This window comes from Faecalibacterium sp. AF28-13AC (assembly GCF_003478405.1).
GTDB lineage: Bacteria > Bacillota > Clostridia > Oscillospirales > Ruminococcaceae > Faecalibacterium > Faecalibacterium prausnitzii_E.
This window is the reverse complement of record NZ_QUFG01000001.1, coordinates 406,797-429,116: the sequence shown is the minus strand read 5'-3', so window position 1 is coordinate 429,116 and position 22,320 is coordinate 406,797. Positions and strand designations below refer to the sequence as shown.

Annotated in this window: 22 protein-coding genes; 18 read left to right on the top strand and 4 right to left on the bottom strand. The window is 64.0% G+C overall.

The genetic code is table 11. The annotated features are described in order from the left end of the window. Position 1: 1 nt before the first annotated feature. From cobM to DWY95_RS01980, 18 genes are all read left to right on the top strand, one after another. On the top strand, positions 2-760 hold the full coding sequence (gene cobM, locus DWY95_RS02065; RefSeq protein ID WP_097792524.1) for a precorrin-4 C(11)-methyltransferase: 759 nt from the start codon (positions 2-4) through the stop codon (positions 758-760). Beyond that, the gene (locus DWY95_RS02060; protein ID WP_118551904.1) at positions 757-1,752 is read left to right on the top strand and encodes a cobalt-precorrin 5A hydrolase; all 996 of its coding nucleotides are present in this window, start codon (positions 757-759) and stop codon (positions 1,750-1,752) included. Before cobM ends, DWY95_RS02060 begins: the two co-directional genes overlap by 4 nt. Next, on the top strand, positions 1,749-2,483 hold the full coding sequence (gene cobJ, locus DWY95_RS02055; protein ID WP_118551902.1) for a precorrin-3B C(17)-methyltransferase: 735 nt from the start codon (positions 1,749-1,751) through the stop codon (positions 2,481-2,483). The genes DWY95_RS02060 and cobJ overlap by 4 nt, the downstream gene beginning before the upstream one ends. Beyond that, complete coding sequence (gene cobK / locus DWY95_RS02050; RefSeq protein WP_118551900.1) at positions 2,480-3,226, top strand: precorrin-6A reductase; 747 nt, start codon at positions 2,480-2,482, stop codon at positions 3,224-3,226. The genes cobJ and cobK overlap by 4 nt, the downstream gene beginning before the upstream one ends. Next, on the top strand, positions 3,214-4,416 hold the full coding sequence (gene cbiE / locus DWY95_RS02045; RefSeq protein WP_118551898.1) for a precorrin-6y C5,15-methyltransferase (decarboxylating) subunit CbiE: 1,203 nt from the start codon (positions 3,214-3,216) through the stop codon (positions 4,414-4,416). Before cobK ends, cbiE begins: the two co-directional genes overlap by 13 nt. Further along, positions 4,413-5,759, top strand: a complete 1,347-nt coding sequence (locus DWY95_RS02040; protein ID WP_118551896.1) for a cobyrinate a,c-diamide synthase — start codon at positions 4,413-4,415, stop codon at positions 5,757-5,759. The genes cbiE and DWY95_RS02040 overlap by 4 nt, the downstream gene beginning before the upstream one ends. After that, positions 5,756-6,820 (top strand): nicotinate-nucleotide--dimethylbenzimidazole phosphoribosyltransferase, encoded by a 1,065-nt coding sequence (gene cobT / locus DWY95_RS02035; RefSeq protein WP_118551894.1) that lies wholly within the window; start codon positions 5,756-5,758, stop codon positions 6,818-6,820. Before DWY95_RS02040 ends, cobT begins: the two co-directional genes overlap by 4 nt. Beyond that, entirely contained in the window at positions 6,814-7,335 is a 522-nt protein-coding gene (locus DWY95_RS02030) for a bifunctional adenosylcobinamide kinase/adenosylcobinamide-phosphate guanylyltransferase (RefSeq protein ID WP_118551892.1), read from the top strand. Before cobT ends, DWY95_RS02030 begins: the two co-directional genes overlap by 7 nt. Then, on the top strand, positions 7,332-8,084 hold the full coding sequence (locus tag DWY95_RS02025) for an adenosylcobinamide-GDP ribazoletransferase (protein ID WP_118551890.1): 753 nt from the start codon (positions 7,332-7,334) through the stop codon (positions 8,082-8,084). The genes DWY95_RS02030 and DWY95_RS02025 overlap by 4 nt, the downstream gene beginning before the upstream one ends. Then, entirely contained in the window at positions 8,081-8,398 is a 318-nt protein-coding gene (locus DWY95_RS02020; RefSeq protein WP_118551888.1) for a bifunctional adenosylcobinamide kinase/adenosylcobinamide-phosphate guanylyltransferase, read from the top strand. The genes DWY95_RS02025 and DWY95_RS02020 overlap by 4 nt, the downstream gene beginning before the upstream one ends. Then, a complete protein-coding gene (locus DWY95_RS02015) occupies positions 8,392-8,991 on the top strand; it encodes a histidine phosphatase family protein (protein ID WP_118551886.1) in 600 nt (199 codons plus the stop codon). Before DWY95_RS02020 ends, DWY95_RS02015 begins: the two co-directional genes overlap by 7 nt. Further along, entirely contained in the window at positions 8,988-9,950 is a 963-nt protein-coding gene (gene cbiB, locus DWY95_RS02010) for an adenosylcobinamide-phosphate synthase CbiB (protein WP_118551884.1), read from the top strand. The genes DWY95_RS02015 and cbiB overlap by 4 nt, the downstream gene beginning before the upstream one ends. 11 nt (positions 9,951-9,961) lie before the next feature. Next, positions 9,962-11,014: a threonine-phosphate decarboxylase CobD gene (cobD, locus tag DWY95_RS02005; protein ID WP_118551882.1), complete on the top strand. Its 1,053-nt coding sequence runs from the start codon at positions 9,962-9,964 to the stop codon at positions 11,012-11,014. Continuing rightward, positions 11,011-12,507 (top strand): cobyric acid synthase, encoded by a 1,497-nt coding sequence (locus DWY95_RS02000; RefSeq protein ID WP_118551879.1) that lies wholly within the window; start codon positions 11,011-11,013, stop codon positions 12,505-12,507. The genes cobD and DWY95_RS02000 overlap by 4 nt, the downstream gene beginning before the upstream one ends. Further along, entirely contained in the window at positions 12,504-13,175 is a 672-nt protein-coding gene (locus DWY95_RS01995; RefSeq protein ID WP_118551877.1) for a precorrin-8X methylmutase, read from the top strand. The genes DWY95_RS02000 and DWY95_RS01995 overlap by 4 nt, the downstream gene beginning before the upstream one ends. Before the next feature lie 127 nt (positions 13,176-13,302). Then, a complete protein-coding gene (locus DWY95_RS01990) occupies positions 13,303-15,099 on the top strand; it encodes a DUF262 domain-containing protein (protein ID WP_118551875.1) in 1,797 nt (598 codons plus the stop codon). Between the two features lie 279 nt (positions 15,100-15,378). Continuing rightward, positions 15,379-15,831 carry a MarR family transcriptional regulator gene (locus DWY95_RS01985; RefSeq protein ID WP_118551873.1) on the top strand — a complete coding sequence of 151 codons (453 nt, stop codon included), beginning with the start codon at positions 15,379-15,381 and terminating at the stop codon, positions 15,829-15,831. Continuing rightward, a complete protein-coding gene (locus DWY95_RS01980; protein ID WP_118551871.1) occupies positions 15,821-17,167 on the top strand; it encodes an MATE family efflux transporter in 1,347 nt (448 codons plus the stop codon). Before DWY95_RS01985 ends, DWY95_RS01980 begins: the two co-directional genes overlap by 11 nt. A gap of 141 nt (positions 17,168-17,308) precedes the next feature. On the opposite strand, the gene glmS is transcribed toward DWY95_RS01980, so the two are convergent. From glmS to DWY95_RS01960, 4 genes are all read right to left on the bottom strand, one after another. Further along, positions 17,309-19,129 carry a glutamine--fructose-6-phosphate transaminase (isomerizing) gene (gene glmS, locus DWY95_RS01975; RefSeq protein ID WP_118551869.1) on the bottom strand — a complete coding sequence of 607 codons (1,821 nt, stop codon included), beginning with the start codon at positions 19,127-19,129 and terminating at the stop codon, positions 17,309-17,311. Positions 19,130-19,453: 324 nt separating this feature from the next. Further along, positions 19,454-20,002 (bottom strand): hypothetical protein, encoded by a 549-nt coding sequence (locus tag DWY95_RS01970; protein ID WP_118551867.1) that lies wholly within the window; start codon positions 20,000-20,002, stop codon positions 19,454-19,456. Further along, a complete protein-coding gene (locus DWY95_RS01965; RefSeq protein WP_243082518.1) occupies positions 19,999-20,856 on the bottom strand; it encodes a DUF5685 family protein in 858 nt (285 codons plus the stop codon). The genes DWY95_RS01970 and DWY95_RS01965 overlap by 4 nt, the downstream gene beginning before the upstream one ends. 191 nt (positions 20,857-21,047) lie before the next feature. Then, entirely contained in the window at positions 21,048-22,250 is a 1,203-nt protein-coding gene (locus tag DWY95_RS01960) for a class I SAM-dependent RNA methyltransferase (RefSeq protein WP_097792543.1), read from the bottom strand. Between the last annotated feature and the right edge of the window lie 70 nt (positions 22,251-22,320).

The following is a 22,320-nucleotide window of genomic DNA, read 5'->3' as shown; positions in this document are numbered from 1 at the left end:
TATGGTACATTTTGTTGGTGCCGGGCCAGGCGCACCGGACCTCATCACCCAGCGCGGCGCGGCTCTGTTGCAGGGGGCCGACTGCATCATTTATGCGGGCAGCCTTGTCAACCCGGCCCTGCTGGGGCTGGCAAAGCCGGGCTGCGCCATCTACAACAGCGCCGAGATGACGCTGGAGCAGGTGCTCGGCGTGCTGCGGCAGATGGAAGCCGCCGGCAAGACCACCGTGCGGCTCCACACCGGCGACCCCTGCCTGTTCGGGGCCATCCGGGAGCAGATGGACGCGCTGGATGCCGACGGGATCGCCTACGATGACACGCCCGGCGTTTCCAGCTTCTGCGGCGCGGCGGCTGCGCTGAACGCCGAGTACACCCTGCCCACCGTCAGCCAGACGGTCATCATCACCCGGATGGAGGGCCGCACCCCGGTGCCCGAACGGGAAACGCTGGCCCGCCTTGCTTCCCACGGGGCTACGATGGTCATCTTCCTCTCCATCGGCCTCGTTGACAAGGTGCAGGAGGCTCTGTTACAGGGGGCCTACACCCCCGGAACGCCTGCCGCTGTGGTCTACAAAGCCACCTGGCCGGAAGAGAAGATCGTGCGGTGCAGCGTGGGAACGCTGGCCGAAAGCGTCCATGCAGCGGGCATCACCAAGACCGCGCTCATCGTGGTGGGCGACTTCCTCGGCACCCGGTATGAGCGCAGCCGACTCTACGACCCCGCCTTCACGACCGAGTTCCGCAAAGGAGCCGACGCATGAGCCGCGCCTATGCCGCCTTTACCGAGACCGGGCTGGCGCTGGCAGAAACGCTGGCGCGCGCTCTGCCCGGCCCTGTGACCCGCTGCGGGCACGGTGGGCCTTCGCTGGCAGAGTGGACCGCCGCCGCGTTTGCCCAAAACGAGGCCCTGATCTTTGTGGGGGCCGTGGGTATCGCGGTGCGGGCCATCGCGCCGTTTTGCCGCAGCAAGGCCAGCGACCCGGCGGTCGTGGTCGTGGACGAATGCGGACACTTTGCGGTGCCGCTGTTGTCCGGCCATCTGGGCGGTGCCAACGATCTGGCGCGGGCCATCGCGGCCCTCTGCGGGGCTGTCCCGGTCATCACCACGGCCACCGATGCCCACGGCCTCTTTGCCGTGGACGAGTGGGCAAGGCATCACAACTGCCAGGTGCTGGAACCCGAACGCATCAAGACCGTCAGCGGGAAACTGCTGGCCGGGGAGCCGGTCTCCTTCTGGTCGGAGTTTCCCATCGCAGGCCCGGCTCCGGCCGGGGTGAATGCAGCACCAGCGCCGGAAGCTGCCGACTTTGCCCTGACCCTCTCCCCCGCCGGGAATGCCCTGCATCTGACCCCGCGCATCGGGGTGCTGGGCATCGGGTGCCGGCGCGGGACGACGGCCGAGCAGCTGGAAGCCGCCTTTTCCGTCTTCTGTGCGGCCCACACGCTGGCCCCGCAGTGCATCGCAGCCGCCGCCAGCATCGACCTGAAACAGAACGAGGCCGGGCTTCTTGCGTTCTGCGCGGCGCACCGGTGGGGCCTCTCGTTCTTCTCTGCCGAAGCGCTGCAGACCGCCCCCGGCAGCTTTACCCCTTCTGCCTTTGTCCGGAACGTCACCGGTGTGGACAATGTCTGCGAGCGGGCAGCCGTTCTGGCGTCCGGCGGGAGCATCCACATCCCCAAACAGGCGGGCGGCGGCGTGACCTTTGCGCTGGCCCTTTCCCCCTTTGCCCCAGATTGGAGGGTTCTTTCATGACGAACACCGTTTTTGTGGTCGGGCTTGGCCCCGGCGGCCCGCAGTTTCTGACCGCACAGGCGCAGAGCGCCTTAACGCAAACCGAGGTGCTGTGCGGCTATACGGTCTATCTGGACCTTGTGCGCCCCTATTTCCCGGAAAAAGAATATTACTCCACCGGCATGACCCAGGAGATCGACCGCTGCCGCTGGGCGCTGGAAACAGCCCGGCGCGGCAAAGTCGTTGCGCTGGTCTGCTCCGGCGACGCCGGGGTCTACGGCATGGCCAGCCCCCTGCTGGAGCTGGCCGGGCAGTTCCCGGAGGTCGCTGTGGAGGTGGTGCCCGGCCTGACGGCGGCTCTCAGCGGCGGGGCCGTGCTGGGTGCCCCGCTGGCCCACGATTTCTGCGTCATCTCCCTGTCGGACCGGCTGACCCCCTGGGCCGTCATCGAGCGGCGGCTGGCGGCAGCAGCGATGGGCGATTTCTGCGTCGCACTATACAACCCCTCCTCCAAGGGCAGGCCGGACTATCTGGCCAGAGCCGTCCGCATCCTGCTGGACCACGGCAAACCGCCGCAGACCGTCTGCGGGCTGGTGCGGAACATCGGGCGCGAGGGGCAGGCCCACCGCATCCTGACCCTGGCGGAACTGGAAACCGCCCCGGTGGATATGTTCACCACCGTCTTCATCGGCAACACCGCCACCCGGCAGCTGGGCGGAAAGATGGTCACACCGAGGGGGTACCGCGCATGAAGATCGTCGTGTTCAGCGGCACCACCGAGGGCCGTCTGTTCTCCCGCCAGCTGGCCGCGCAGGGGGCCGAAGTCCTCGTCAGCGTAGCGACCCCGCTGGGAGCCGAAGAGCAGGGCCGTTTGCAGGGTGTCACCGTCCACTGCGGGCGGCTGACGCCGGAGGAAATGACCACCCTGCTGCAGGGGGCCGCCCTCTGCGTGGACGCCACCCATCCCTATGCGGTGGACGCCACCAAAAACATCCGGTCTGCGTGTAAAACCGCCTGCATCGAGTACCACCGCCTGCTCCGGGCCGAAAGCCCGCTTCCGGCGGGGAGCATGGTCTTTCCGTCGGCTGCACACGCGGCAGAGTTTCTTGCAAACACCTGCGGCAATCTCCTGCTGGCCACCGGGGCCAAGGAGCTCGCGGCCTTTTCCGGCATCGAGCCTGCCCGCCTGTTCCCCCGTGTGCTGCCCACCCCGGAGGGCATCGCAGCCTGCGAGGCCGCGCACATCCCCCACAAAAACATCATCGCGATGCAGGGCCCCTTCTCCTATGCGCTGAATCGGGCCCTGCTGGAACAGTTCCACATCCGCTTCCTCGTCACGAAGGACGGCGGTGCAGCGGGCGGCTTTTCCGAGAAGGCACAGGCCGCGCAGGACACCGGCGCACAGCTCATCGTCCTCCGCCGCCCCGCAGAGCAGGGCGAAACGGCGGAGCAGATCCTGACCCGCTGCAAGGAGGTGCTGGCATGGTCACACTGATCGGAATGGGGGCCGGGCTGTCCGGCTCCCTGACCGCCGAAGGGCTTGCGGCTCTGCAACAGGCCGACCTCATTTTAGGCGCCCGGCGGCTGCTGGAGCACCTGCCGGACGGCTGCACCGAACACCGGAAGGCCCTGTACAAACCGGAGGAGATCCTGACCTGCCTTGCGGAGCATCCGGAGGGAGACGCGGCCCTGCTGTACAGCGGCGACACCGGATTTTATTCCGGGGCTTCCAGGCTGCTGCCCATGCTGCGGGCCTGCGGCATCTCCTGCCGCGTCCTGCCCGGCATCTCCAGCGTCCAGCTGCTCGCGGCGGCGGTCGGCCGCCCCTGGCAGGACTGGAAACTCGTCTCTGCCCACGGCTGTGCCTGCGACCCGGTGGCCGAGTGCCTGACGGCGGATGGCCGACCGGTCTTCTTCCTGACCGGCGGCTCCGAGACCCCTGCCACCCTCTGCGGCACCCTGACCGCCGCCGGGCTGGGGCAGGCCCATGCGCTGGTCGGCGAACAGCTCGGCACACCGGAGGAGAAGATCTTCTTCGGCACCGCGCAGGAAGTTTCCCAAAAAAGCACGGCATCCCTGAGCGTTCTGCTCATCGAACATCTGCCCCAGCCGCCCCGGCGCTGTGCCGGGTTCCCGGACGAAGCCTTTCTCCGGGGAGATGTTCCCATGACGAAGCAGGAAGTCCGCGCTGCCGCGCTGGCAAAGCTGGCCGTCCGCCCCACGGACACGCTGTGGGATGTGGGGGCCGGTACCGGCAGTGTCAGTGTGGAACTGGCCCTTGCCGCCCCGCGCGGACGGGTCTATGCCGTGGAATGCGACCCGGAGGCCTGCGCTCTTATCCGGAAGAACCGGGAGCGCTTCGCAGCCTGGAATCTGACCCTCATCGAGGGGAAAGCCCCCCAGGCGCTGGAAGCTCTGCCCGCCCCGGACGCCGTTTTCCTCGGCGGCACCAAGGGCAGCATGGAGGCCGTGGTGGACGCTGTGCTGGCCAAAAACCCGCAGGCCCGCCTCTGCATCTCCGCCATCGCGCTGGAAACGCTGAGCGCCGCCGTTGCGGCCCTGACGGCGCGGGGGCTCACCGCCGAAGTCACCCAGATCGCCGTCAGCCGCACAAAACCGGCGGGCAGGCTGCATCTGCTGATGGCCAACAACCCCATCTTCCTCATCACAGGTGAACGCAAATGATGCAATTTCTCGTAGCAGCGCCCTGTTCCGGCAGCGGCAAGACCACCCTGACCTGTGCGCTGCTGGCCGCGCTCAAGCGGCGCAGGGCCGACCCCTGCGCGTTCAAGAGCGGGCCGGACTACATCGACCCCATGTTCCACCGGGCCGTGCTGGGGGTCGAGAGCCACAACCTTGACCTCTTTTTCTCCGCACCGGATACCGTGCGCGCCCTTTATGCACAGGGTGCCGCCGGGCACGGGGCGGCGGTGTGCGAGGGGGCCATGGGCTTTTACGATGGTCTGGGCGGCGTGACCGACACGGCCAGCGCCTGGCATCTGGCCGACACGCTGGGCCTGCCGGTGCTGCTGGTGGTCCCGGCCAAAGGGGCCAGTTTGACCCTGGCCGCGCAGATCAACGGGCTGAAAACGTTCCGCACCCCCAGCCGCATCGTCGGCGTTCTGCTCAACGACTGCACCTCGGCTTTGTACAAAATGCTCAAACCGATGCTGGAACGCGAGACCGGCCTGCCGGTGCTGGGGCATCTGCCCCGCCTGCCGGAGGCGTCCATCGAGAGCCGTCATCTGGGGCTGAAGACCGCCGGGGAGATCGCCGGGCTTCAGCAAAAGATCGCCCTTCTTGCGGATGCGCTGGTGCTGGACTGGGTGCAGTTCCAGGCCCTGACCGACCGGCCTGCACCGCAGGCTCAGCCTGCTGCCCGCGCCCCGGCGCGCACCCGTATCGCCGTTGCGCAGGATGAAGCCTTTTGCTTTGCCTACGCAGAAACGCTGGAGGCCCTGACCGCCGCCGGGGCCGAGCTTGTCCCATTCAGCCCCCTGCACGATGCGGCCCTTCCGCCGGAGCTTGGCGGGCTGTATCTGCCGGGCGGCTACCCGGAACTGTACGCAGGGCCGCTGAGCGAGAACCGCCCGATGCGGGCTTCTGTGCGGCAGGCCGTGGAGCTCGGTCTGCCCACCGTGGCCGAGTGCGGCGGCTTCCTCTATCTGGGGCAGACGCTCGAAGACGCCGACGGCACCGTCTGGCCCATGGCGGGCGTCCTGCCGGGCAGCGGTTTCCCGGTCGGGCGGCTGGTGCGGTTCGGGTACGCGGAGCTGACCGCCTGCGCCGACAGCCTGCTGTTCCGCGCCGGAGAGGCATTCCCCGCCCACGAGTTCCACCACTGGGACTCGACCGCGAACGGCACAGCGTTGACCGCTGCAAAAGCCAATGGCCGCAGCTGGGCCTGCAGCTTTGCCAATGAACATCTCTATGCGGGTTTTCCGCATCTGTACTGGGCAGGCACCCCCCTGCCCCGGCGGTTCGTGGAAGCCGCCGTACTCAATCACCAGAAGGAGCAGACCCCATGACCGAACCGGAACTGAAACAGCTTCTCACTACCATCACCCCGCCCAGCGAGACCGCCCGCGCGGCCGCACACGCCCACTGGGCCAGCCTGGCCAAGCCGCTGGGCGGGCTGGGCGCACTGGAGACCCTGCTGGAAGATGCCGCCGCCCTGACCGGCACGGCGCAGCTCGCCTTTGACCGTCGGGCCGTCCTTGTGCTCTGCGCGGACAACGGCATCGTGGCCCAGGGCGTGAGCCAGACCGACCAGAGCGTGACCCGCGCCGTGGCCGAAAACCTAGCGGCGCGGCGGACGAGCGTCTGCCAGATGGCAAAAACGGCCCGCTGCGAGGTCGTGCCGGTGGATATGGGCATGGCAGGCGCCCCGGTGCCGGGCGTCGTCCCCCGCCGCATCGCCGCCGGAACGGCAGACTTCACCCAAGGCCCCGCCATGACCCGCGCCCAGGCTGTGGAGGCCATCGCGGCGGGCATCGAACTGGTGCGGGCGCAGAAGGCGCAGGGGTGCCAGCTGCTCGCCACCGGCGAGATGGGCATCGGCAACACCACCACGTCCAGCGCTGTGGCGGCAGTCCTGCTCGGCCAGCCCGTTGAGGTCATGACCGGGCGGGGCGCGGGCCTTTCCGACGCCGGGCTGGCCCGCAAGCTGGACGCCATCCGGCGCGGCATCGCCCGCAACCAGCCCGATGCTGCTGACCCGCTGGACGTGCTGTCCAAACTGGGCGGCTTTGACATCGCCGGGCTGTGCGGGGTCTTCCTTGGCGGCGCACTGGAAGACCTGCCCATCCTGATGGATGGTTTCATCAGCGGGGTGGCAGCCCTGTGCGCGGTGCGGCTCTGCCCCGCCGCCGCCAAGGCCGTGTTCGCCAGCCACTGTTCCACCGAGCCTGCGGCCCGGCTGGTGCTGGAAGCGCTGGGCAAGGCCCCGCTCCTGACGGCGGGGCTCCACCTCGGCGAGGGCACCGGGGCTGTGGCCGCGCTTCCGCTGTGGGATCTGGCACTGGCGGTCTACGACCACTGCTATTCCTTCACGGAGGGCGGCATCCCGCCGTATACGCCCCAATGCTGACGCTGGTGGTCGGCGGCGCAGCCAGCGGAAAAAGCGCGTACGCCGAATGCCTTGTGCTGCAGACCGCGCTCCCGCGCTATTACCTTGCCACGATGCAGGTATGGGACGCCGAGTGCGCCGCACGGGTGGAAAAGCACCGCCGGATGCGGGCGGAAAAGCAGTTCGAGACGCTGGAGTGCCCCCTGCATCTGGGCACGGTGCACCTGCCCGCGCGGGGCACCGCCCTGCTGGAAGACCTCGGCAACCTGACCGCCAACGAGCTTTACGACCCCGCCGGGGCGGGCGAAGCCGCCGCTTCGGCCATTCTGGACGGTCTGGACAAATTGGCCGCGCAATGTGAACACCTCGTCGTCGTTTCGAACGAAGTGTTCAGCGGCGGGGCAAACTACGCGGGCGACACCGACCGGTATCTGAAGGCTCTGGCGCAAGTCAACAACGCCCTTGCGGCCCGTGCCGATGCAGTGGTGCGGGTGGTATGCGGCATCCCGGTCTATCATAAAGGAGGCCCGTCATGATCGTTTTGCAGACCATTGCCGTGGCATTTGCCATGTTTTCAGCCATCCCGGTGCCGCAGTTCGACTGGAACGAAAAGAACATGCGCTACGCGATGTGCGCGTTCCCGCTCATCGGCGCGGTGTGCGGAGCCCTGTGGTGCCTATGCGGGGCACTGCCGCTCCCGGCACTCGTCCGAGCGGGCGGGTTCTGCCTCATCCCCGTCTGGGTCACAGGCGGCATCCATCTGGACGGCTACGCCGACACCTGCGACGCCCTTTCCAGCTACGGCGGCAGGGAAAAGAAATTGGAGATCCTGAAAGACCCCCACTGCGGGGCCTTTGCCGTCATCCGGCTGTGCAGTTATTTTCTGGCTTATTTCGCGCTGTGCACCGCCGTGCAGTTCACGCCGCGCATCGGCCTCTGCTGGACGCTGGCGCTGGTGCTGGAGCGGGCGCTTTCGGGCCTTGCCATCGCCTCCTTCCCGCTGGCCAGGAACACCGGCCTTGCCCACACGTTCGCTTCTGCGGCAGACCGCAAGGCCGTTCGCAGCGTCCTGCTGGCGCTGGCGGGCCTGCTCTGCGCTGCGCTGGTGCTGCTGGGCGGCGGGGCGCTCGTCCTTGCGGCGCTCCTTGTTTTCTGGCGCTATCGTGTTGTTTCTGATCGGCAATTCGGCGGCATCACCGGCGATCTGGCCGGATGGTTCCTGCAAAAAGCGGAGCTTTGGATGCTGGCGGCACTGGCCGTCTGCCAATGGGGAGGGCTGTTATGATCTTCATCATCGGGCCGCTGTACAGCGGCAAGCGCACCTTTGCGCAGAACTTCCCCGGCACCCGCATCACCGATGTGCAGGAGCTGGCCGCAGCGGCGGAGGATCTGGAAAGCCTTGCAGACCGCCTCGCCGCATATGACCTCGTCCTCGCCACCGAGGTGGGCGGCGGTGTCGTGCCCATGGACGCAGCCGAACGCGCCGCGCGGGAAGCCGCCGGGCGGCTGGCCTGCCTGCTGGCCGCGCGGGCCGACTGTGTGGTCCAGATGTTCTGCGGCCTGCCCACCGTCCTGAAAGGAGAACTTCCCCCATGCTGATCTATCTTCTGCGCCACGGCCTGACCGCCTACAATGCCGAAAAGCGCTATCAGGGCCAGCGGGACATCCCGCTCTCGCCCGAAGGGCGGGCCCAGCTCCGCCAGGCCGACCTCCGGCCCCGGACGGTCTACATCACCCCGCTCTGCCGCACCCGCCAGACTGCCGAGGTGCTCTTCCCAGACGCCGACCTCGTGGAGGTACGCGATTTGCAGGAGATGTGCTTTGGCAGCTTTGAGGGGCGGAATTTCATCGAGATGGAACACGACCCGGATTACCTCGCCTGGGTGAACGCCAACTGCGAAAGCCCCTGCCCCGACGGTGAGACGAAGGCGGTCTTCTCCGAGCGGGTCTGCAAGGCGTTCTCCGCACTGGTGGACCGGGCCCTTGCCGACGGCGAGGAGTCCCTCGTCATCCTGGCCCACGGCGGCACCCAGATGGCCGCTATGGAGCGCTATGCGCTGCCCCATGCAGATTACTACCACTGGTGCGCCCCGAATGCGGGCGGCTATCTGCTGGATGCCCGCGACTGGGCCGAACAGCGGGTGCTCCACCTCGTGCGCACCGTGCAATACACAAAGGAGGCGGCAGAATGATCGGAGCAGCTGTTTTGGGCGGGTTCGTGCTGGATCTTCTCTTTGGCGACCCGGCGTGGCTCCCCCACCCCGTGGTGTACATGGGCAGGGCCATCTCGGCGCTGGAACGGCGGCTGCGGGCTCGCCTGCCCCGGACGCCGCAGGGCGAACTGCTGGGCGGTGCCATTCTGGCGTTCTGCCTGCCGGTGGGCACCTTCCTGCTGACAAGCCTCGTCTGCCTGGGGACCGCAGCGCTCAGCCCCTGGCTGGGGCTGGCCGTGCAGATGTTCTGGTGCGGGCAGGCGCTGGCCGCAAAGGGGCTGGCGCAGGAGAGCACCCGCGTCTACCGGGAGCTCATCAAGCCGGACCTGCCCGCCGCTCGCCGGGCCGTGAGCCGCATCGTGGGGCGGGACACCCAGAACCTGACGCTGGAGGGCGTGACCAAAGCCGCCGTGGAGACCGTAGCCGAAAACGCCAGCGACGGCGTCATCGCGCCGCTGCTCTATATGCTGCTGGGCGGTGCCCCGCTGGCCCTGACCTACAAGGCCATCAACACGATGGACAGCATGCTCGGCTACAAAAACGAGAAATATCTTTATTTCGGCCGCGCCGCCGCCAAACTGGACGATGCGGCGAACTATCTGCCCAGCCGGATCGCCGGGCTGCTCTGGGCCGCTGCGGCGGCGCTCACCGGGAACAGCGCTTCGGGCGCGTGGAAGATCTGGCGGCGCGACCGTCGGAACCATGCCAGCCCCAACAGCGCCCAGACCGAAAGCGTCTGCGCCGGGGCTTTGGGCGTCCAGCTGGCGGGGCCCGCCTGCTACTTTGGCGAATATTATGACAAACCCACCATTGGCGACCCTCTGCGGCCCATTGAGCCGGAGGACATCCGCCGCGCCAACCGGATGATGTATGCCGAAAGCCTGCTGGCACTGGCCATCGGGCTGGCAATCCGGCTGGCGGTCTGTAGATTCATGTAAGGAGACGACCCATGGAACAATTGGTACACGGCGGCGACTGGGCCGGATACCGGGCACAGTTCGGGCGGGATGCGCTGGACTTTTCGGCCAACGTGAGTCCGCTGGGCTTGCCGGAGGGGGTGGCAAAGGCCATCACGGCGGCACTCCCCACCGCAGACCGCTACCCGGACCCGCTCTGCCGGGAACTGCGGGCAAAGCTCGCCCTGCACGAGGGCGTGCCCGCAGACCACATCCTCTGCGGCAACGGCGCGGCCGACCTCATCTTCCGGCTGGTGTGGGCCAGAAAGCCCCGCCGGGCGCTGGTCACCGCCCCCACGTTCGCCGAGTATGCCGCCGCACTCGAAACCATCGGCTGCACGGTGGAGCGCTTCATCCTGCAGGCGGCAGACGATTTTGCGGTACCGGAAGCATTCCTCTCCGCCATCGACGACCGGGTGGACCTCGTCTTCCTCTGCCAGCCCAACAACCCCACCGGCCAGCTCACCCCGCCGGACTTCGTGGCCCGCATCCTACAGCGCTGCACCGCCTGCGGGGCGCTGCTCGTGCTGGACGAATGTTTCCTCGATTTTCTGCCCGACCATGCGCAGCTGACCGCAAAGCCGCTGCTGGGCAGCGGCGATCTTCTGATCCTGAAAGCCTTCACCAAACTGTATGGCATGGCAGGCGTCCGGCTGGGGTACGCTCTGAGCGCGGACACGGCCCTGCTGGACGCCATGCAGTACACCGGCCAGCCCTGGGCTGTTTCCAGCCTGGCGCAGGCAGCGGGGCTGGCCGCGCTGGACGAGACCGCCTACGTGGAGCAGGTCCGCGCCCTCATCGCGGCGCAGCGGCCCCGGCTGGCCTCCGGCCTGCGGGCTCTGGGGCTGCGGGTGTTGGATGGGCGCGCCAATTATCTGTTGTTCCAAGGCCCCGAAACGCTGGGCGAGACCCTGCGGCAGAAGGGCGTCGTTCTGCGCAGCTGCGCAAATTATCCAGGTCTTGACGGCAGCTGGTACCGCACCGCCGTGCGCACGGCGGCGGAAAACGAGCAGCTGCTCCAGACCCTTTCGGAGGTGTTTTCATGAGCAAGGCCCGGTGCATCATGGTCCAGGGCACGATGAGCGGCGCGGGCAAAAGCCTGCTGTGCGCGGCGCTCTGCCGCATTTTTGCGCAGGACGGCTACCGCGTGGCCCCCTTCAAGAGCCAGAACATGGCGCTGAACAGCTTCGTCACCCGCGACGGGCTTGAAATGGGCCGGGCGCAGGTGGTGCAGGCCCAGGCAGCCGGCATCGAGCCGGATGTCCGGATGAATCCCATCCTCCTCAAGCCCAGCAGCGATGTGGGCAGTCAGGTCATCGTGAACGGCGAGGTGCGGGGCCAGATGCCCGCCGCCGCCTACTTCAAGATGAAAAGATCGCTCATCCCGGACATCCTCGCCGCCTACAACAGCCTGGCCGAGGATGTGGACATCATCGTCATCGAGGGGGCCGGCAGCCCCGCCGAGATCAACCTGAAGGCCGACGACATCGTGAACATGGGCCTCGCCCGGCTTGTGGACGCACCGGTGCTTCTGGCGGGCGACATCGACCGGGGCGGCGTTTTTGCCCAGCTGTACGGCACCGTAGCGCTGCTGGAGCCGGACGAACGCGCCCGCATCAAGGGGCTCATCATCAACAAATTCCGGGGCGACGTCGAGATTCTGCGCCCCGGCCTTGCCATGCTGGAAGAGAAGACCCATCTGCCGGTGCTGGGCGTCGTGCCCTATCTGAAGGTGGACATCGAGGACGAGGATTCGCTCTCCGAACGGCTGGACGCCGACAAAGCGGTCAAGCCGCTGGACCTCGCCATCGTCCGGCTGCCCCACATCTCGAACTTCACCGATTTCATGCCGTTGGAACAGCACCCGCTGCTCGGTGTGCGGTATGTACAAAACGCGCGCACCCTCGGCACACCCGACCTGATCCTGCTGCCCGGCACCAAGAACACCATCGACGACCTGCTCTGGCTGCGGCAGTCCGGTCTGGAACCGGCCCTGCTCAAGCTGGCTGCGCGGGGCACCCCGGTCTTCGGCGTCTGCGGCGGGTATCAGATGCTGGGCGAAACGCTGGCCGACCCCATGGGCAGCGAGAGCGGCCGTCCGCAGACCCTGCGCGGGCTGAGTCTGCTGCCCACCCGCACCGTCTTTACTGCGCAAAAACGCCGCACCCAGACCCACGCCACCGCCGCGGCCGGGCCGTTTGCCGGGGCCGCGTTGACGGGCTATGAGATCCACACCGGCCGCACCGAGGTGCAGGGCCTCCCCTTCTGCACCCAGGCCGACGGCCACCCCGAAGGCTGTGTGCAGGGCGATGTTTTCGGCACCTATCTGCACGGCCTCTTTGACACCGGCGAACTGACCGAAAAACTCGTGGAATTTTTGTGCAAACGAAAGGGCATCCGCCCCGAAAGTGCCGCGCTCATCCCGATGGAGCAATACCGCCAGCAGCAGTTTGACCGGCTGGCCGACGGGGTACGCAGCGCTCTGGATCTGGATGCCCTCTACACCGCAATGGGCCTGAACGGAAGGAGCCGCACATGACACCGCAGCATCATCTCCCCGCCGACATCGAGCGGACGAGCCTTTCCATCATCACCGCCGAGCTGGAAACGCTGGGCCTGACCCCGCCGCCGGAAACGGCTGCGGTGGTCAAGCGGGTCATCCACACCACGGCGGATTTCGATTACGCCCGGAATCTGCGCTTCACGCAGGGCGCCGTCGCCGCCGGAGTCGCCGCCCTGCGGGCCGGGACGCCCATCGTCACCGACACCAACATGGCGCTGGCCGGCATCACGCGGCCCGGCCTTGCCAAAGTGGGCAGCGCGGCGCTCTGCTACATGGCCGACCCGGAGGTCGCCGCCGCCGCCAAGACCGCCGGGACCACCCGCGCTGTGGCCTCCATGCACCGGGCCGCGCAGGAGCATCCGGGTGCCATCCTGGCCGTTGGCAATGCCCCCACAGCCCTTCTGACCATCGCCGAAGAGATCGAGGCCGGGCTGCGGCCTGCGCTCGTCATCGGGGTGCCGGTCGGTTTTGTGAACGTGGTGGAAAGCAAAGAGATCCTCTTCGCCGCCTGCGAAGCCCACGGCGTCCCCGCCATCGCCGCCATGGGCCGCAAGGGCGGCAGCAACGTCGCCGCCGCCATCTGCAACGCGCTGGTCTACTCTGCCGCCGAAATGCTGGACCCCACCGCGAGAGGGTGGAAATAAGCAGAGAAGATACGGCGTAATTTTTGGTTTTTTGTTTTGCTGCAAATCTTGCGGGATGCGTCAGGATGTGGTAGGATGGGAACAGAATATAAGTTCACATGTCTGAAAAAGGGAAGGGAGCCTGACCATGCCGCGCTACACCGTAAACAATGATACCGTTGACGATCTTTTGTCCAACATCAAATCCGGAACGATTGCCATTCCGGAAATGCAGCGTCCCTTTGTCTGGGATACCGCCCAGGTCCGTGACCTGATGGATTCTCTGTACAAAGGTTTCCCGGTCGGTTACATTATCATCTGGCAGAATCCGGATGTGAAACTGAAAGACGGCTCCATTGCCATTGGGAAAAAAGTTCTCATTGATGGACAACAGCGCATCACTGCCATGGCTGCCGCCATTGTCGGGCAAGAAGTGCTGGACAACCATTACAAATGGAAACGGATCAGCATTGCATTCAACCCGATGGATGAGACCTTTGAGGTCTCCAACTCGGCAAATCAGCGCAGCAGCAAATGGATTCCCGATATCGCGCCCGTCTTTGTACACGGTTTTGATTCATTTTCGTTTGTCATGGAGTATTGTAAAAAGAATGATATTCCTGACCAGATGCCCCGGATCAACAAAGTCATCAACAATCTCCTGGCCATCCAGAACAACAGCTTGGGTGTTATCACACTGGCTGCCGATCTGGATATCGACAGCGTTACGGATATTTTTATCCGCATCAACTCCAAAGGCGTCGTCCTTTCACAGGCCGATTTTGCCATGTCTAAAATTTCTTCCAATGAAGTCTACGATGGCAATATCACCCGGAAGACCATTGACTATTTCTGCCACCTGCTGGAATCCCCCGAAGACCTGCGGGACATCCAGCAAAACGACACTGCCTTTGCTGCACGGAAAGAATTTGAGGCCATCCGCTGGGCTGCATCCAAAGTTTCTCCCATTTACCGCACTTCTTATACCGATATCCTGCGCGTAGCATTCACCTATAAATTCAACCGCGGCAAGCTGGCCGATCTGGTCAGTCTTCTTTCCGGCCGTGATTTTGAAAACCGCGAGTTCAAAATCGAGATCGAGGAGCAATCTTTTTACCAGCTTCATGAAGCAGTTCTGCAAGCCGTCAATCAAACAAATTATGAGCGTTATCTGATGATCGTCCGATCTGCCGGTATTGTCCGGCGTTCTCTGATCCGCTCACAGAACGTTTTGAACTTCGGCTATGCACTTTTCCTTGCTCTTCGCGAGCGGAAAGTAGAGAACAGCAAGATCGAACAGATCGTCCGGCGCTGGCTGGCCCTCTCGATTCTGACCGGGCGCTACTCTGCTTCTCCGGAATCCTCGTTTGATTATGATATCAAGCGGTTCTTCTCCTATGATGACCCCATGGAGTATCTGCGCATAACGGAGGCCGGTGAGCTTTCAGACGCATATTGGTCGGTGAATCTCGTCCAACGTCTCAACACCTCGGTCGCCAGCAGTCCCTATTTCAATCTGTTCCTCATCGCACAGGTCAAAGCGCACGATAAGGGGTTCCTGTCCACGCAGATTGACGTTGAAACCATGTTGGAAAATCGTGGAGATATCCATCATCTGTTCCCCAAGAAGTATCTGATCCAGCACGGCATCCCGCAGGCCCAGTATAACCAGATCGCCAATTATGCTTTCATTCAGCAGGAGATCAATATCAAAATCAGAGACAATGCCCCTTCTGTTTATATGCGCGAGGTTTTTCACCAGTGCGAAACCAAGCAGCCTGTCTATGGAGGCATCGTCGAAGCGAGTGCTCTGCGTGAAAATCTCCGGCAGAACTGCATTCCGGATGGATTTGAAGACCTGGAGATCCATGACTATCAGCAGTTCCTTGCGCAGCGCCGGGTCCTGATGGCGGAAAAAATTCACCAATATTACGATGCCCTGTAAAATCCGCACCACATGGGAGACCCTTTTACGAACTTCGAACGCTTCACCCATCCGGACTATCCGCTTTTCCTGCCCACGACCTGCGGAAGGAAACCTCGCAGACAGGGAATCTTAACGTTGTCGCCATAAAAGATGTTTTCTGAATTTGCTCTATCAGCCGCAGCCCTGCCGGGTCTGCGGCTTTTTTATGTTCTGCCAAAAAACTCTTGACAAGTTCTCATTTCTGCTTATAATTATCTACGGTAATTAGCTTTGGTAATTATTTGAGGGGGAACTGCCATGACTGTCGAACTCATCAAGCGGATGATGGACGCATGCTATCAGGCCAAGCGGGTGCGGGATCTGCTCCCGCCGCTGCCAAAGGGCGTTATGCCGTCCTACATCCACTATCTGGACAGCATCCAGAAGCTGGAGCAGCAGGGTGTGCAGGTCAAGGTGTCCGACCTGAGCGACGCACTGAACCTGCCCCGCCCCGGCGTGACCCGCACTGTGAAGGAGATGGAGGCCAAAGGCTACCTGAAAAAGACCGCCTCGGCAGAGGACGGCCGGGTGACCTACCTTTCCATTACCGAAGCCGGGGCACAGCTCTCGCAGACATACGACAAGCAGTTTTTTGACGCGCTAGTCCCCTGCCTGCAAGGCGTCCCGGAAGCGGATGTTGAAACGACTATCCGCACCATTGAAGCATTCCACCAAGTGTTTTGCGAAAGGAGAACTTCCCTTGAGATCTGAGAAAAACGATTTTACGCAGGGCAGCATCCTGAAAAAGCTGGCTGCCTTCATGCTCCCCATCCTGGGCGCACTGGTGCTGCAGGCGGCCTATGGCGCGGTAGACCTGCTGGTCGTGGGCCGGTTCGGCTCCACCATCGGCCTGTCGGCGGTCTCCACCGGCAGCCAGGTGCTCAACCTCGTCACCTTCGTCGTCACCCAGCTGGCCATGGGCGTCACGGTCCTCATTGCCCGGTATCTGGGTGAGAAAAAGCCGGAGCTCATCGGCTCGGTCATCGGCGGTGCGGCCGTCGTGTTTACCCTTCTCTCCGCCGTGCTCTTCGTTGTGATGGTCGGTTTTGCGCGCAGCATCTCGGTGCTGATGCAGGCCCCCGCCGAAGCTGTGGCCCTGACTGCCAGCTACGTCCGCATCTGCGGTTCCGGCATCTTCTTCATCGTGGCATACAACCTGCTGGCCGCCGTCTTCCGCGGCCTGGGCGACAGCAAGTCGCCCCTGCTCTTTGTTCTGGTGGCCTGCGTCGTCAACATCATTGGCGACCTCGTTCTGGTCGCCGGTTTCCACCTCGATGCCGCCGGTGCCGCCATTGCCACCGTAGCGGCGCAGGCCGTCAGTGTCGTCTGCGCCGTGGTCATCCTGCTCAAGAAAAAGCTCCCCTTCACGATCCGCAAGTCTGACTTCCGGCTGAACCTGCAGAGCCGCAAGTTCCTGAGCATCGGCCTGCCGCTGGCGCTGCAGGAGTTTCTGACCCAGCTTTCCTTCCTGGCCCTCTGCGCGTTCGTCAACCGGCTGGGTCTGGAGGCTTCCTCCGGCTACGGCGTCGCCTGCAAGATCGTCAACTTTGCCATGCTCATCCCCAGCTCGCTCATGCAGTCCATGGCATCCTTCGTCTCCCAGAACATGGGTGCGGGCAACCCCAAGCGCGCCAAAAAGGCCATGTTCACCGGCATCGGCATCGGTCTGGCCTTCGGCTGCGCGATGTTCGCCCTCGTTTTCTTCCGGGGCGATCTGCTCTCCAATGTCTTCACCACCGACGCTGCCGTCATCCAAAACGCCTTTGCCTACCTGAAGGGCTTTGCACCCGAAACGCTTGCCACCGCCGTGCTGTTCAGCATGGTGGGCTACTTCAACGGCAGCGACAAGACCGTCTGGGTCATGGTCCAGGGCCTGGTGCAGACCCTGCTCGTCCGCCTGCCCATGGCCTACATCATGAGCATTCAGCCCAACGCCAACCTGACCATGATCGGTCTGGCGGCCCCCACCTCCACCGTGGTGGGCATCGTGCTGAACGTCTGCTTCTTCCTCGCCCTCGAACGGCGGAGCAAAAAGGCCGCTGTCTGACCTCATAAACACGCAAGGCCGCTCCCCTGCACAATGCACGGGAACGGCCTTTGTTTGCTGTCCATTCAAAACGCCTCCGGACGGTCTGCGCGCCCTCCCTATTCCATGGGAGGGGCACACTCCATCCGGAGGCGTCTGTTTTTATTCCACGGTCACGCTCTTGGCCAGGTTGCGGGGCTTATCCACGTCGCAGCCACGCAGCACAGCCATATAGTAGGCGAACAGCTGCAGCGGCACGATGAGCTGCAGCGGCATGAGCAGGTCGTCGTAATCGTCCAGACGGACAACATAGTCTGCCACGCCGTCCGGCACCACGGCGTCTTTCGTCGTGAAGAGCAGGACCTTCGCGCCCCGGCTCTTGGTCTCCTTGGCGTTGGAGATGGTCTTTTCGTAGACCTTTTTCTGGGTGGCCAGCGCGATGACCGGCACACCGTCCGTGATGAGGCTGATGGTGCCGTGCTTGAGCTCACCGGCAGCGTAGGCGTCCGAGTGAACGTAGCTGATCTCCTTCAGCTTCAGGCTGCCTTCCAGCGAAAGCGAATAATCGAACCCGCGCCCGATGAAGAAGCAGCTCTGGGTGTTGACGAACCGGCTGGCCAGGTACTTGATCTGTTCGCAGTCGGCCAGGCGGGGCTTGATGACCTCGCTGGCGCGGAGAAGCTCTGCGGTCAGGCGGCGGGTCTCGGCCTCGGTCTGGGCACCGCGCGCATAGGCCAGCCGCAGCGCAAAGAGGTACAGCACACACATCTGCACCATGTAAGCCTTGGTGGAGGCCACCGCGATCTCCGGCCCGGCGTAGGTATAGAGCACATAGTCTGCCGCGCGGGCAATGGAGCTGCCCACCACGTTGACGATGGCCAGCACCGGCACACCCCGGCTCTTTGCCAGCTTGAGAGCCGCCAGTGTGTCGCTGGTCTCACCCGACTGGCTGATGATGATGACCAGATCGTTTTTGTTCAGGATGGGGTCGCGGTAACGGAACTCGCTGGCGATGTCCACTTCGGCGGGGACGCGGGCCAGCGTCTCGATGGCCGCCTTGCCCACCATGCCCGCGTGCATGGCCGTGCCGCAGGCCACCAGATGGATGGTGCCGATGTCCCGCAGCTTTTCATCCGACAGCTCCGGGATGCGCAGGTCGGGCAGGCCGTCCTCCACGCGGGGGCTGACCGTTGCCGTGATGGCGGCGGGCTGCTCGTTGATCTCCTTGAGCATAAAGTGTGGATAACCGCCCTTTTCCGCCGCTTCCATGTCCCAATCGGCGGTCAGGATCTCCCGCTCCACCGGCTCGGCGAACTCGTTGTAGAAGCGGATGCACTCCCGCGTCACGACGGCAAGGTCGCCCTCTTCGAGAACGCTGTAGCGGCGGGTATACTTGAGCAGGGCCGGGATATCCGACGCCACGAAGTTTTCCCCTTCGCCCCAGCCGACGATGAGCGGGCTCTCCCGCTTGACGGCAAAGACGGTATCCGGGAAATCCCGGAAGAGCACGGCCAGCGCGTAGCTGCCGCGCACCATGCTCAGAGCCTCGTGGATGGCCTGCAGCGGCTCGCCCTCGTAGCAGCTGTCGATGAGCTTGACCAGCACTTCGGTGTCGGTCTCGCTCTCAAAGGTGTAGCCCTTTGCGATGAGCCGCTCTTTCAGGATGCCGTAATTTTCAATGATGCCGTTGTGCACGATGCTCACACGCGGCGTCGAATGCGGATGGCTGTTCACATCGCTGGGTTCGCCGTGGGTGGCCCAGCGGGTATGGCCGATGCCGCAGCCGCTCTCGGCCAGGGCCTGCAATTCCAGCTTTTTGCGCAGCTCGGCCAGGCGGCCCTTGCTCTTGACCACGCGGATGCCGCCGTCCAGTGCCAGCGCGACACCGGTGGAGTCATAGCCGCGGTACTCCAGCTTTTCCAGACCATCCAGCAGAACGTTCTGCGCGTTGCGTTTGCCAACATAACCAACAATGCCACACATACAAAATACCTCCAGACCGACAGCCCGGCGCTCAACATGCGCACAGAACAGCTGTCAGCTTCTCTTCCAGTTTATGTTCTTGTATGGCTTGCGTGAAAGAGGATCTGTTACGGTATTGCTGCCGCTTTTTGCCCCTTGCTGCGATCGGTATAGCCTGTTCGACCGGAGAAACATCCGCCGAATCGTTCGATGATTCCTCTCCTCGTCACCCTCACGGCTGTCACCCGCGTGGCCCGGCGCTTTGTGTCAACAAAAAGTCCACATTCCTTCTTTCGATGCCCTCTCAGTCTCGCTGCGCTCGCCTGATGGCTTTGCCTGAGAGGGTCACCTCCCCAGCATCTTATGCAGCCTTGGCTGCCAGACCAGGCGGTAGACCTGCAATAGATTATGGATGGCCCGGTCGTAGAGCAGAAAGGCCACATTGCCCATGGCCAGTGTGCTCAGCGAGACGACCCACGCTGTGGTGCGCAGCTCCTGCGAGATGCTGCCCGCCGGAACGAGCAGCAGCACCAGCCCGTACATCGCCGCCAGCGCCCCATTGCAGAGCAGCAGCTTGCACACGCCCCGCAGCAGCTTTGGGCGGATGCGTTCGAACTTCGGCTTGACCAGCGGGTAGTACCCCAGCAGAAAGACGAAGACGAGAGCCACCTCTTTGTCCGGCACGAACAGCAGGCTGAGCAGGCTCACCGCGCCGTAGGCCGTAAGGGCCATCTTCATGCCGCACTCCATGCAGACCGTAGCGATGAGCAGGCTGGCTGCGGCCGGTGCAAGGAACATCAGCACCGGCACCACGGCCCCCAGCAGCATCAGCGCGACGCTCAGCGCCGCCGCCATGCCGCAGTAGGCCATAGCCCAGCTCCTGCGGCCCTTCACGGCAGCTCCCAGCGCACCGGCTGGTTCCCGGCGTCCAGCGGGTCCACCGCATGGCGCAGGCCGAGGATCATGATGTTGTCGATGAGTGACTTGTTCAGCTTGACGTCCAGCATCCCGTAGGCGCGGACCAGGTCGTTCGCTGCGGCCAGCGCCTGCCGCCGGGCATTTTCCATGGCAGCATCCTTCTCGTTGATGCCGTTGATCAGAAACACATTGTACCGGCCCACCTTGCGGTCCTTTTCCACCCGGCTGGCCTTATCCAGCAGATAGAACACCCGCCCGATGCAGCTGCCGATGTAGCGCATGCTCTTGCGCTGGCTGGGGTCATCGGTGGCGAGGGTAGAGTAGAGCGCACCGTAGATGTTGCTCATCGGCTCCGCTGCCACGCCGTAGTTCTTCGCGTTCAGGTTCATCTGGACCACAGCCTGTGCCTGTTCCTGCCCAAACAAACGTTCCAGCGCAGGGTTTTCGCTCACAGCCTTCTCGTAGGCGCGGCGCAGGAGAGCGTGGTCCACCGCGCGGAACAGCTGGCTCCGGAGCGGCAGCTCGTCCCAGCGGCGGTCCTGCAGCTTATGCCAGCCCATCATCACTTCCACCTGTGCCGCCAGGCGGATGCCCTGGGTCTGGCACATCATCTGCCTGTAGCAGAGTGTACCGGGCAGGCGCTGGTTGACGCAGGTGGCTGACCGGCCGGCCAGACTGTCCGCCAGAAGCGCGAACAGCACACCGTTGTATTGCAGCAGCCGACAGGAGTAGAACCCGTAGCTGCGTCTCATCTGCCAGCGCACCCCCCGCAGATACCACAGATATGTGTTATAATCGCGGATGGTAAGCTCCGGAAGATAAGGTCTCATGCGCCCTTCCATTGCCGTCCTCCCTTTCCAGCAGCCTCGCGCTGCATGTTCTTACAATGGTACAAGTATACCCTTTTTCGGTCTTGGATGCAACTGACGAAATGTAAAAGATTCGCACCTTGTCAGCCCCGGAAAAGCAACAGCCGCACCAAACTTTCCCGTTCAGTGCGGTTGTAAAGCATTACTTTTGTTTATTTTTTCTCGAAACGGCCGGTGGAACGCTTGCCGTCAAAGCCCTGTTTGGGCATGGGCTTCGCCTTGTGCTCAAACTTCGGGGCCTCGTAGTACATATACAGCTGGCAGGGGATCATGCCGTTGTACATCTTGCGGCGCTTGTTGGCCCGTTTGCCGTAGTGGCTCTCGAACTCCATGTCAGCGGTGATGGCGTAGACGCCCGCGCAGGGGTGGGCTTCCATCTGGCGGCCCAGCGTCCGGGCCAGCTGGGCGGCCCCCTCGATGGTGCTCATCCGCTCGCCGTACGGGGGATTGGTCAGGACGATGGCTTCGGGTCTGGCCTCAAAGGCCGCCACATCGGCCACCTCGAAGTGACAGCGCTTTTCCACACCGGCCAGCTTGGCGTTGGCGTTGGCCAGCGCCACGGCGGCGGGGTCGATGTCGTAGCCGAAGGCCTCAAAACCGACATCCAGTTTGGATTCGGCCAGAGCCTTCTGGCGCTGCTCCGCCCAGATGGACGCAGGCACGAAGCTGTACCGCTCGGCGGCAAAGCGGCGCTTCAAGCCGGGGGCGATGTTCATGGCCTTCTGGGCTGCTTCGATGAGCAGGGTGCCGCTGCCGCAGAAAGGGTCTTCCACAAGGCTGTCGCGGCGGACACGGCCCAGGTCGGCGATGGTCGCCGCCAGCGTCTCGCGGATGGGGGCCTCCATGGCGTTGCGGCGGTAGCCGCGCTTGTGCAGGCCGTCGCCGGTGGTGTCCAGCATGATCTCGCAGACGTTCTTGCGCAGCATGAAGCGGATCTTATACTCCGCACCGGTCTCCGGCAGAACGGAGGTGTGGTGCTTGGTCATCAGCCGCTTGACCACGGCCTTCTTGATGATGCTCTGGCAGGCGGGCACACTGGTCAGCTGGCTGTTCAGGGACGAACCGGTGACGGGGAAGGCCGCATCGGCGGGGAGCAGCTCCTCCCAGGGGATGGCGTATACCCCATCGAACAGCTCATCGAAGGTGGAGGCCGGGTAGGTGTTCAGCAGCAGCATGACGCGCTCAACGGTGCGCAGGTTGAGGTTTGCGGCTGCGATCATCTCCGCACCGCCCTCAAAGGTCAGGCGGCCGTCGCTGACCCGGATGTTCTCCGCGCCGATGCGGCGCAGCTCGAAGTTGGCCGTGGACTCACAGCCGAAGAAGCAGGGCGCGATCAGTTCAAATTTTGCAGGCATTTAGCGTTCCTTTCTTGCGCCGGGGCGCAGTTCACAAAAACAGGCCCGTCCCGGCTGGGGACAGGCCCGA